Origin of the sequence: Mesotoga sp. B105.6.4, assembly GCF_002896535.1 — a bacterium.
Lineage (GTDB): Bacteria > Thermotogota > Thermotogae > Petrotogales > Kosmotogaceae > Mesotoga.
Genome location: NZ_JWIM01000007.1, coordinates 34556 through 46321, shown reverse-complemented (window position 1 = coordinate 46321; position 11766 = coordinate 34556). Strand labels below are relative to the sequence as shown.

The following is an 11766-nucleotide window of genomic DNA, read 5'->3' as shown; positions in this document are numbered from 1 at the left end:
ATGTTGGTCATAACCGGAGGGAAGTGGGCTAGACGATCTATAAAGACTCCTCCAAGGAGGAGTACAAGATATACACCTCAGTCCGCCAGAAAGGCCCTTTTCGATATAGTGGACGTGAGCTCGAAGACCTTTCTTGATCTCTTCTCAGGAAGCGGAATAATTTCTTTTGAAGCATTGAGTAGAGGCGCAATAGATGTAACATCAGTTGATTCATCAAAGAAGGCATGTCAATCAATTCTCGAAAGCAAGAATGGACTTGATCCTTCAGCGGACTTGAAAATAGTCTGCTCCGACTTCCGCAGAGCCATCCCTTCCCTCGTAAGAAAGGGTGTTGAATTTGATATTATCTTTGCAGATCCCCCTTTTGATGAACAATATACCAAACCTCTTATTGAATTGCTAGAACAAAACTCTGTCGTTCTAAACTCTAGAAGTCTCCTGATAGTCGAAACTTCAAAGAGAGAAAGCGATTCTCTTGCAAGAACCGGTACTCTGTTTAGGCTTATCGATCAAAGAGAATATGCAGGGATAGTATTCTCGATCATGGTGAAGAAATGAAGTTCCTAGTTGAAGACTCTCTTACAAAGCTGGCGAAGAAGCTCCGGTTTCTTGGCTTCGACACCGAGATATGCTCAAGAAATGAGATTGAAGGAGCTGTCAGCAATCGAGACGTATTTCTTACCAAGAGCAGGAAAGCTCTCGAAATTGCAATGAGATTCAGGATCAGATGTTACCTTATCAAATCGGAGAACTGGAAGTCGCAACTGAAGTCGGTCGTTCACAGGTTCAGGATAAGTCACAAAGATATCGATTTCCTCAGCAGATGTTCAAAATGCAACGGCGAGCTAGAAATAGCCTCTCTTGAAGATCTTTGCGGAGTACCGGACTACATACTACTTACAAAAGAGAACTTCTCAAAGTGCAAGAATTGCGGTCATATCTACTGGAAGGGAAGTCATGTTGAGCACATGAGAATGATAATAGAGATTGTCGAGAAGTGGTGATTGAACTGAGAGGAACGGGGTTTGAAACATCTTCTGATGAGATAATCCAGAGAATACTGAAAAGAATAGCGCTGGAAATCTCATCGGAACCATCACTCTTTATTCTGGAGAAGTACCGGGATGTCTTCAAGGAAGTGAATTTCAGAGAAGGATTCACCCGTACAGGAAGGGAAATTGGATTGAATAAGAATCCCTTTCTGAGAGAACTAAACAAAGCTGATGTGTTCGAGAAGGAGATAGTCCTTTCTACTCATCTCGAGGAACATAAGGAAAAGGTTAAGTTCATAGGTTTGTTTTGCGAGGGTGAACCGCTCGGCCTTTTGACCTTCCCTACAAAATCTAAAGTCAAAGGCTCACTCGGAAGCTGGATAAAGGAGCTAGAAATGGCTCTGCACTATTCAATCAAGAGATCGCTAGAAGAAGAAAGCTACAGGAGACTGAAGCTTGTCTCTCGATTAACTTCGGTTCTCGAAACGGAAACCGATTCGGAAGAGCTTGTATATAGATCTCTTGAAATTGCCAGAGAGATGTTAAGGGTTAGATGGATCTTCTTTCTTGAAAGGCTTGACACCTCATTTCACCTTAGGGCAGCGATTGGTGAAGGAACAAGTCCTTTACGAGGAATAGAGATGAGTATTTCCGATGAGCAACTTGATGCTCTCTCAAGAGAGAGGCTTTTTGTTTCAGCCAAGAAGTCGGATCTTTCATCAGTGATCTTCACAGAAGAAGTCTCCGTAGGTTCGTTCATAGCAGTTCCACTCTTGGTCGAGGGAATGGTAGTTGGATTGATTGTTGCTGCCGATAGAGAAGAGGTAGAAGGTGAATTCAGAGCTTACAAACACCTTGACAGAGAAGATTTGAAGATGCTTGATGATATGAGTAGAAGGATGGCAGTTGCCATAAGTAGGTTAAGACTTACTTCTCGACTGGAAATGGAAGTGAGAAAACTCAGGCAGCTCGGAAAGAAGCATGAGGAACTAATAAGCGAACAGAAAGAGCAACTCTTCAAATTGAGCGTGCTTCACAAAATCACAGAGGCAATGAAGAGAAGCCTTGACAGAGAGAGAATAATTAGAATTCTTCTTATGGGCGCAACCCACTCCTCCGGACTTAAATTCGATAGAGCAATATTCTTCAGAGTGGATAACGCACGTTCTGTTCTTGTTGAAGAGAGCAAAATGCTCTCAAAAAGCAGAGAAAACTCGGACAGATCAGTGTATAGCGATCTAGCAAGATATCTTCAGGATGTGTCGTTTGAGGAATCTTCAAATGATGAAAATGAATCTAGGGCGTTGATTTCTTACCCGGGTAATATCATCCTTGAGAGAGTAGTCCTGAGGAAGAAAATCGTTCACGTCACACCCGAAATGCTTAGGCTGAGAGGGGAAGAGTTGGCTCTTCTCAATAGGATCATCGGTTCAGATGAATACTTGATTGTTCCCGTATCCGGTGAAGAAGAAGTATTAGGAATTCTGATAATCGACAACAGTGATTCAGGAAAGAGAATCAGCAATGCCGATACGGAGATTCTCGGGTTGCTTGCCGACAGCACAGGGGTAGCTCTGGAGCTTACGGAGAACTACGAGAGAATTGTCCAGATGGCTGAGAGCCTTGAGAAGGAGAAAAACCTATCTAATTACTATCGTAGGTTTGTATCAAGTATTCTTCAGTCTCTCGAATCGGCAATAATCGTCTGTTCGGTTGAAGGCAAAATAACAGAGGTAAACAGAACCGCTGAGTTCCTTCTTGACGTCAATAGAAATGACATTATCGGAAAGAGCATCCAGTCCATGAATTTGAAACTCGACGGTATCATCGAACTACTCTTTGACGCGATGAGAATTGGAGAGACGATTACTTTGACTGATCAGCATTTTAACGCTTTTGGCGACAAGTATTTCGATGTTCAAATAACACCTTTGAGAGAAGAGAGAAGAAAGAAGCTTACCGGTGTGATTCTATCTCTAGATGAAATAACTAGAAGAAGAAAGCTGGAACAGGAGTTGAAAAGCAGAGAAAAACTCGCTGCTCTCGGAGAAATGTCTGCCAAAGTTGCTCACGAAATCAGAAACCCCATCACGATAATCGGCGGTTTTGTTAAGAGGATTCTGGCCTCTTCCGACAGGGAAAAAACTAGAGAATATGCGAAGATACTTATGGAAGAACTCCGTAGACTCGACAGCATAGTTGGAGAAGTACTAGAAGCCTCGCGAAGAAGGAGTGTAACAACGGACGAGAAGTTCGATCTCGTTTCCATAACACGCGAGATACTTGCCGGTTTTGAAGAAAAAGCCGTCCAAGAAAGTGTTAAACTTGTTCTATACTCAAGAAAAGATGAAATTGAGTATTACGGCAACAAAGACAGGATTAAACAGGTAATAATTAACCTTGTTCAGAACGCTATTGAGGCTTCTGAAAGTGATGGTGAAGTACGGATAACTATTCAAGAAGAAGATGATAGTATAAACTTTTCCGTCTGGAATGGCGGAAGAACGATACCAGAGGAGACGTTGAAGCGTATCTTTGAGCCGTTCTTCACTACCAAGACCTTTGGCACGGGTCTAGGACTTTCGATATGCAAGAAGATTGTTGAGGAACACGGGGGAGAGATTTCCGCTTCAAGCGGAAGCGGAGGAACTAACTTCACTTTCAGGTTGCCGACTAGAAGAGTTGGGAGGTTTGATCTTGAAAAAAAGAGTGCTGATAGTTGAAGATGAAAAGAACATGAGGCTACTCCTTGAAGAAGAGCTCAAGGAATCGGGATATGAAGTCGAGGGCTCAAGTAGCGCAGAAGAAGCTCTGAGCATCTTAAAGCAGGGAACATCGTTTGATCTCATTACTATCGATGTTGAAATGGAAGGGATAAATGGACTTGAGCTAGCCGGCATATTGCGCGAAAAATATCCTGATAAGAAGATCGTTCTTTTGACAGCGTACACACACTACAAACATGATCTCTCTTCTTGGGCCGCTGACGCGTATGTCGTTAAGTCACCCGATTTCTCGGAATTGAAGTCTCAGATCAAAAGACTCCTGGAAGAGAACTGAAAATTGGAGAAGGAGGAAGTTACATGCGTTTTAGAATCATCCCGCTTCTAATATTGCTTGTTATTACAGTTTCCCTTTTCGGATACTCGGTTAGACCAGGTGATCTGCTATTGATCTCTGTTTATGGTTCAGGCGATCTTTCCAGCGAAGTACTTGTTGGTCCTGACGGTACCGCTTCTATTCCACCGCTAGGAAATATTGCTTTACTGGGAAAGACTCTCGAAGAAATCCAATCTTTGCTGTCTTCTCAGTTCTTAAATCAGGGCATCCTTACATCTAAACCACAGGTTACGGTATCTGTGAAATCATATGCACCATTCATGTTCTACATCCTTGGGGAAGTAAACAAACCAGGGGCGATAGAGTGGCATGAAGGCACGATCGGAATCTCTCAGCTTCTTGCCCTTGCTGGCGGGCTCCAGGATGGGGCAGATCTCTCTTCTGCCTTCGTTGTCTATAAGGATGGAACCAGAAAGCACGTCGATCTGTCTTCCATTTTGTCGGCAGGCGAAGCTTTGAAGGAGAAGATTACGGAAGGTTCAACCCTATACGTTCCAACGGGTACAAAAGCATGGATCTTGACTATGGGAGAGTTCAGGTCACCTACTCTAGTGAAATTCAATCCAGGCATTACGTTAACCCAGGTTATTGCTAAGTCGGGCGGCCTTGCCGAAACGGCCGACAAAGAAGAGATTCTGATCATTAGCGACGAATTCCAGGGCAACTCATCCTCAATAAACCTGAATAGTATACTATTTGGAAGAGTAAGCGACCCGGAAGTCCCCGCCGGGAGTATCGTAATAGCAAACGATTCTTCATCAAAATCCGTGAAACTTCTTGGTGAGTTCAACAACCCAACATCGCTACCATACCGTGAAACACTTACCCTTCTACAGGCAATTGGAGAGGCCGGCGGCCTTAGACAAACTGCATCAGAAGGATTGTACATTCTGAGAAGTGGCGTCGCGGTGCCTGAGTCCTTTGAAGTCGATAAGCTCTTGAGCGGTTCAATCGATGACGTGAAATTGAATCCGGGTGATACGGTCTTCGTTCCTCGTCTGCGAGAAAGGTTCGTCTATGTCGCTTCAGCATCATTCGGCGGAAAAGTAGAATTCAGTATCGACGAGAATCTTACTCTTGTAAATGCTCTGGTTAAGGTAGACCTATACGACCCATCTAGTCTCGATTCTGTCGTGATAGTTGAACCTTCTGGAAAACGTTATGACTCCATCAAAAAAGAGGATATGCTTCTCGAGGCAGGTTCGATGATTATCCTGCCCCACGGAGAGAAGACGGTCTTTGTAACTGGAGAGGTTAGAAACCCAGGCTCTCTACCCTTTTCAAATTTCGAAGAAATCACTCTCAGTAGAGCAATTGCTAAGTCGGGCGGTCTTAATGAAAAGGCAGGACTTGTCGAGGTTCTTATGAAAGACGGAACAAGGCTCTTGTCAATAGAAGAGGCCACTAGAAGCTCTCTGGTTCTAGAACCGCAATCTATTGTTCTTGTTAGGGAGAAAGAACAGCGATTTGTCTACGTTGTCTCTTCCACAGAGGGAGGAAGAGTCGACTTTCAAGAGAATGAAGCCTTCACCCTGAGAAACCTTCTTGCCAGAATCAATCTCCTTAATTTCAAGTCAAGCAAGTCCATTTCGATAATTAGTTCAAACGGTACTAATCTAGAGATCCCTGCCTCGGAGTTGGAAGAGAAGGATTACTTCCTTGAACCCGGCTCAATCGTAATTGTTCCTGACACCAGCACTTGGGTATACTTGTTTGGAGAAGTGGGAAGACCGGGAAAAATCGAGCTAGATGAAGATGACCTTCTCTTAACCAGAGCCATTAGCGCGGGTGGAGGATTTTCGCAAAATGCCGACATTTCTTCAGTACAGGTTCTTTCAGGAACGAAAATAATCGACGTCGATCTCGATAGAGTTCTTAAAGGTCTTTCAATAGACCCGAAAATTGGGTATGACGATTTAATCTATGTTCCAAGAATCGACAACAGATTCGTGTACGTTATCTCCGACAACAGCGGAGGCAAAGTTGACTTCTCTTCGGGAGAGAAGATCACATTGAGAAACGCTCTGGCGAAACTAAATCTCGTAGAGATTTCCTCAGAGAAGGAAATAAGGGTGATATCTCCTGACGGCGGCGAAAGAAGGATTCCTATCAGTTCTCTAATAAAGACTGACTGGGAACTTGAGACAGGAAGTGTTGTGTTCTATCCGCAGGCAAGCAACGTGGCGAATGTTCTTGGGCGAGTAAGAAACCCAGGTACAATCACCCTGAAACCCGGTATCCCCTTCAACCTGGCTACCGTGATTTCCGCTGCCGGTGGTTTTGATGACTATGCTGACAGATACGGCATAACAGTAATTGACTCGAGAGCAGCCTCAATAACCGTATATACTATTGATGATCTATCGAAGGATACCCCTCCGTCTATTCCTGATGGAGCAACAGTCTTCGTGCCCGAGATAGAATCAAGATATGTGTACATTCTTGGTGGTGTAAAGGAGCCTGGGCTCAAATTGATTAGCAGAGAAGAACCGAATCCCACCCTGACAAAGCTAATAGCAATATCCGGAGGGTTAATCGATCCTCTATCAAAAAACGTTGAAATAGTTGAATCCGACCAACGCAAGAAACTTGACCTTCAGGCAGTTATAAAGGGCATATCACTTGATCCACAGATAACAAGTGGTTCAATAGTATACGTGCCCGAGACTTCAGAACGGTTCGTTTACGTTATCTCGAGAGAAAGAGGCGGGAGAGTTGACTTTTCTAGTAATGAGGAGATCACCCTTAGAACTGCCCTTGCAAAGCATAACCTGCTTGATTTTGACTCAAACAGTAGAGTAACTGTGATTTTTCCCGACGGAACAAGAAGAGAAAGACAGATCTCCGATCTCAAAGATAATGACATGGTACTTTCACCCGGATCGATAATCGTGTATCCCAACGTTCTCCGCCAGATATTTGTGGTTGGTGCAGTCAATAGTCCAGGATCAGTTCAGTTCGAGCCAGGAGAAAAAGTTACATTGACTACTCTAATTGCAAGAGCTGGCGGGATGACGCCACTTGCACTCAGCAACAAGATACAGATAACAGATCCTTTTGGTAGAACTTCCACAGTAAATGTTGACCCAATACTACTAGGAAAGGCCCTCGATCTTACGCTCGAAGATGGGTCCTTCGTATATGTACCAGTTTATGAGGCTGTTAGAGTGAATGTAATTGGAGAAGTTAGAAACCCGGGAATCGTCGAGTTTTACAAGAATGAGACCCCTAGCCTGATGCTAGCCATTTCCAAGGCCGGCGGTCTAACAAATAGGGCTGCTACTAATATAAAGATCACAGATCAAGACAGAGAGATTCGCTGGTTCGACCTAATTGAAGGTGAAGACATTCATTTGTCGGCAGGTCAGACTGTGTACATTGCCGGAGATGACCGCTACGTTTATGTTAGCGGAGAGGTGAATTCTCCTGGCAAGTTTGAGTTTTCCTTCGAAGAGGAGATCACTGTTCTCAGAGCACTTGCGAGAGCAGGAGGAGAGAAGATTACTGCTTCAGATCAAGTTAGGATTCTCATGCCTTCCGGAGAGATTCTCCCGATTAGTCTGGCTGAAGTCAAAAACGAAGGTAGAGATACGGTAATTGAAGCGGGAAGCACGGTTATCGTTCCAAGAAAGGTGATTAGGATAACTGTTCTGGGTGCAGTAAACAATCCAGGCCTCTACACATTTAGCGTAGATGAAAGCCATTCTCTTTCTGATGCAATAGCCAAAGCGGGCGGAATAGTTGACGAGAATCAGGTTGGAAAGATAGTAATTCATGATGGAAAATCCGTCAGCGAGTTCACCGCATCGGTTCTGCAAAAGCGAGGGGATCCTCTATCAGACAACTCATACATTTATGTGTCGAGCAAATCCTTGATATCAATCACAGTGCTCGGCGATGTAGTAAGACCTGGAAAGTACGAGATCAGCGGAGAAAAACCTTCATTGGCGACAGCGATTGCAGTTGCTGGAGGACTCGACAAATCAGTGACTACGCTCAGTCTTGTAGGAATCGATGGCACAATAAAGCTGGTAGATGCACTGAAGACCGAGGAACTGGCTAGAAGCTATGTTAAGGATGATGATACCATTGTTGCGCTAAGAAACTATGATTCATTCGTTACTATCGTAGGAGACGTCAAGTCACCAGGCATATTCTCTGTTTCAGAATATGGGGAGCTTTCGCTTGCAGAACTACTGAGTCTTGCAGGGGGTCTTGCCAGCTTCGAAACCAGGGGCAGAATCTTCATCTCTTATTCCGGAAAGACTGAAGAAGTGATTACTACCCCGGAAGATTTCCTCACATTAACCAGAAGGACTGTCTCACCGGGGTCAACGATATATGTTCCTTATTCTGAACCCGCCAGAGTGTACGTCTTTGGCGAAGTGCAGAGACCGGGAGTTGTAAGGTTCTATGATGGCATAACGGCAATCGAGGCGGTCGTCGAGGCGGGAGGTCCCACAAGTTATGCAGTGTTAGGTAACGCGCTGCTGTTCCAGGACCCTGACAAACAGCCTCTAGTACTTGATCTTGATCAGCAGAAGGGAAAGCCTGCGAAAGGCAACGTTCCTTTGACGCCGGGAAACATCATTTTCGTTCCCCAGTCGTCTATCGTGAACATCAAGGACATCATGTCGATTGTTGCTTCATCGCTTAGCATAGTGAATTCGGCCGTCGGCATATTCAAGTGAGGTTGATCTGCATTGAATATCGACTCTCACTGCCATCTGCTCCCTGGAGTGGATGACGGTGTTGATAGCATTGAGGAGTCTCTGGCACTCCTTGAAGAAATGAAGCTCAAGGGGCTTCAGAGACTTTACTTGACACCTCACCTTTTTTCCCCGATGAGTCCTTCCGATCCTGAACGGATAGTGAAGAGATGGAACGAATACCATTTTGAACTGAACTCTCACTCAGTTGAAGTCTTGCTTGGCTCTGAGATATTCTTTAGACCAGAGATACTGGATGCCGATCTGATTACTATGGGTGGGTCAAACACTGTTCTATTGGAGCTTCCAACGCAGCGAAGACCTCACTATCTGTTTGAAGTGATCGAAAAACTGCAGGTCAAGGGATTAAGAATAATACTTGCTCATGTTGAGCGTTATGAATACCTTTTCAGAAAAAGCGGGTTGTTTTTTGGCAAGCAAGAGCTTACAGACGATATACTTAGGCTTAGAGACATGGGAGTTCTCTTTCAGGTAAACTGGAACAGTCTCGACAAGAATCCCAGAACTCGGGTTCTTATCAACGAAGGAATAGCCGAGATCATTGGAAGCGATAAACACAAGTCTGGCGACAACAGACTCTTAATAGATTTTCACGATGATCGATATAGGCTTTTTTTGAACGATTACTATCTCTAGATGGAGGTGCTTTCGTGAGCGAGTTCGAGGGCAGCGATTATAGGGAACTAACTCTTGAAGACATTTTTAGAATGTTTAAGAAGCGAATGGTTCTCTTCATTTCTATTGTACTTGCGGTAGTTGTTGTCACAGGCGTTTATCTCATTTTCGCTACGCCAATTTATGAAGCCAGCGTCACCATCAAAGTCGATCCAACCTCTCAATCATCTGTGGGGGATCTCTTTAGTAGTTCCCTTACAGGGAGCTCGGGATCGAATATCTCAACCGAGGTTGAACTTATTAAGAGCAGGACGAACATCGAAGAGATAATCGAAGTGCTCGGGTTGGTCGACAGAGTATATTCAGAAGATACGAAGGCTCGGCTACTATCGGAAGGTTATTCGGACCGTGATCTAGTAGCTTCACTCACGCGAAGTATTTCATCAATGATAACTGTCTCACCTGTTAAGGATACCAGGATTGTCAGAGTCTCAGTTCAGAACAAGGACCCCGTTCTTGCGAGGGATATCGCCAATACTCTAGCCGAGGTTTACAATACCAAACTGGCAGAATTGTCAAAAAGAGACCTGACAAGAAAACGTGAATTCATTGAGGCACAGATCCCACTTCTGGAGAGCGATCTGAACGAGGCTACCGATAAGATAAAGCAGTTCAAAGAAGAAACAGGCATCTACGTACTCGACAAGCATGCCGATCAACTATTCCAAATGCTCAGCAACTATGACAAGCAGCACAACGAACTGATGATCTCCGCTGAAGAGAAGAAAGCTGAAATCGAAACTTACCAGAGTATGCTCGACGATTTTGACAGCATTGATTCAAAGAGCATAAAGGCACTTTGGGTTCAGACATCTGAGAGTTTTTCCGTAAACCCCGTGCTTACCAGTCTAAGACAGAGCCTTGCAACTCTTCAAGTTGAGCTTGCTTCGCTGGAGGAGCAGTATCCAAAAACTGACCCTAGAGTGAGATCGAAAATCACAGAGATTTCGAAGACTGAGAGTTTGATAGCAGAACAGATTCAAAACGAGTTCATAGTCTCAGGCCAGGGCATGACCTTGAATCCTGCGTACCAGCAGATAATAACTGGCGTCATCAGTTCAGAAGCAGGATTTCAAATCCTTCAAGCTTCGATTCAGGCAGTGGGTCTTTTGAGGGACCAGTATCAATCTGAACTGAGAAACCTGCCGGCAAAGGAGCAACAGCTGCTCGATCTTGAGAGGCAGATAGCAGTTAAAGAGAGCCTCTACACCTTGCTTCTGGAGAGACTTGAGGAGGCAAAGATCAGTGAAGCTGCCGTAGTTGGAAACGCTGCAATTGTCGACCCCGCGACCGTGCCTCAGTCGCCGGTGAAACCCAACAAGAAACTATCTCTGGCCATTGGAGGCGTTTTGGGGATCTTTCTTGGAATGCTAATGGTCTTTCTTGCCGAGTACCTCGACAAAACTCTCAAGACAGAGGAAGAGATAGAACGTTTCAGTAGGCAGCCGATAATCGGAAGAATTCCGAGTATCGAAGGAACAAGCGAAGAAATGTATGTAGAGAAAAACCCAACGGCACCTTCTTCAGAATCGATAAAGCTTGCAGCAAGCAATCTCTCTTTCACGATGGGCGAGGGAAAGACGGTGGCAGTTACATCGGTTCTCCCTACTGAGGGAAAGAGTTTCGTAATTGCAAATATCGCCTATTCAATGGCAAACAGCGGTCAAAGAGTAGTCCTCCTGGACCTTGATCTGCGTCGCCCCAGGGTCGAAAAGATACTCAAAGCTGGCAAGAGAACCAAGGGCGCGGTGGATGTGATAATGGGAACTGCCTCAATTGATGACGTTGTCGAGAACTACGCTGAAAACATGGATTTCATAGGAGTGGGAATCATTCCCCCAAATCCCACAATAGTCCTTTCGTCGAAAAGGATCGACACTCTCCTTTCTGAACTGAAGCAGAGATATGACAGAGTTCTGATAGATATGCCACCGGCGGTTGTCACTTCAGACGTTTCTTTGGTGGGAAACAAGTTAGACGGAATCGTGCTAGTTGTTAGGCCCGGAAGGGCAATAAAGGATGGCTTGAGAATAGTTGTGGAGAATCTCAAGACCGTGGGAGTGAAGATTCTTGGAGTAATAGTCAATGGAGTAGATGAGAAGAATTCAAGCTATTACTACCACTACTATTACTATTACAACGAAGAAGGAAAAAGAAAAAAGAGAAGGAAGAGAACCAGCAAGTAGAAGTTTCAGGCAATAACGTTGCTTTTTGGCAAGCTATGAAGACAACATATTGAGAAGGTATCT

7 protein-coding genes are annotated in these 11766 nt (G+C 44.6%); all 7 read left to right on the top strand.

Annotated features, from left to right (window positions below; translation table 11 throughout):
* Genes rsmD through RJ60_RS02390 form a run of 7 tightly spaced genes read left to right on the top strand, consistent with a single transcriptional unit; the run spans position 1 to position 11703 of the window.
* Entirely contained in the window at positions 1–558 is a 558-nt protein-coding gene (gene rsmD / locus RJ60_RS02420) for a 16S rRNA (guanine(966)-N(2))-methyltransferase RsmD (protein ID WP_099828780.1), read from the top strand.
* Positions 555–1004, top strand: a complete 450-nt coding sequence (locus RJ60_RS02415) for a Mut7-C RNAse domain-containing protein (protein WP_099828779.1) — start codon at positions 555–557, stop codon at positions 1002–1004. The genes rsmD and RJ60_RS02415 overlap by 4 nt, the downstream gene beginning before the upstream one ends.
* A complete protein-coding gene (locus tag RJ60_RS02410; protein ID WP_243392215.1) occupies positions 1001–3715 on the top strand; it encodes an ATP-binding protein in 2715 nt (904 codons plus the stop codon). The genes RJ60_RS02415 and RJ60_RS02410 overlap by 4 nt, the downstream gene beginning before the upstream one ends.
* Positions 3716–3728: 13 nt before the next feature.
* Positions 3729–4052: a response regulator gene (locus RJ60_RS02405; RefSeq protein ID WP_102818856.1), complete on the top strand. Its 324-nt coding sequence runs from the start codon at positions 3729–3731 to the stop codon at positions 4050–4052.
* Positions 4053–4075: 23 nt separating this feature from the next.
* Complete coding sequence (locus RJ60_RS02400; protein ID WP_099828778.1) at positions 4076–8803, top strand: SLBB domain-containing protein; 4728 nt, start codon at positions 4076–4078, stop codon at positions 8801–8803.
* A gap of 12 nt (positions 8804–8815) precedes the next feature.
* Positions 8816–9478: a CpsB/CapC family capsule biosynthesis tyrosine phosphatase gene (locus tag RJ60_RS02395; RefSeq protein WP_099828777.1), complete on the top strand. Its 663-nt coding sequence runs from the start codon at positions 8816–8818 to the stop codon at positions 9476–9478.
* A gap of 14 nt (positions 9479–9492) precedes the next feature.
* A complete protein-coding gene (locus RJ60_RS02390; RefSeq protein WP_099828776.1) occupies positions 9493–11703 on the top strand; it encodes a polysaccharide biosynthesis tyrosine autokinase in 2211 nt (736 codons plus the stop codon).
* The last annotated feature ends 63 nt before the right edge of the window (positions 11704–11766 follow it).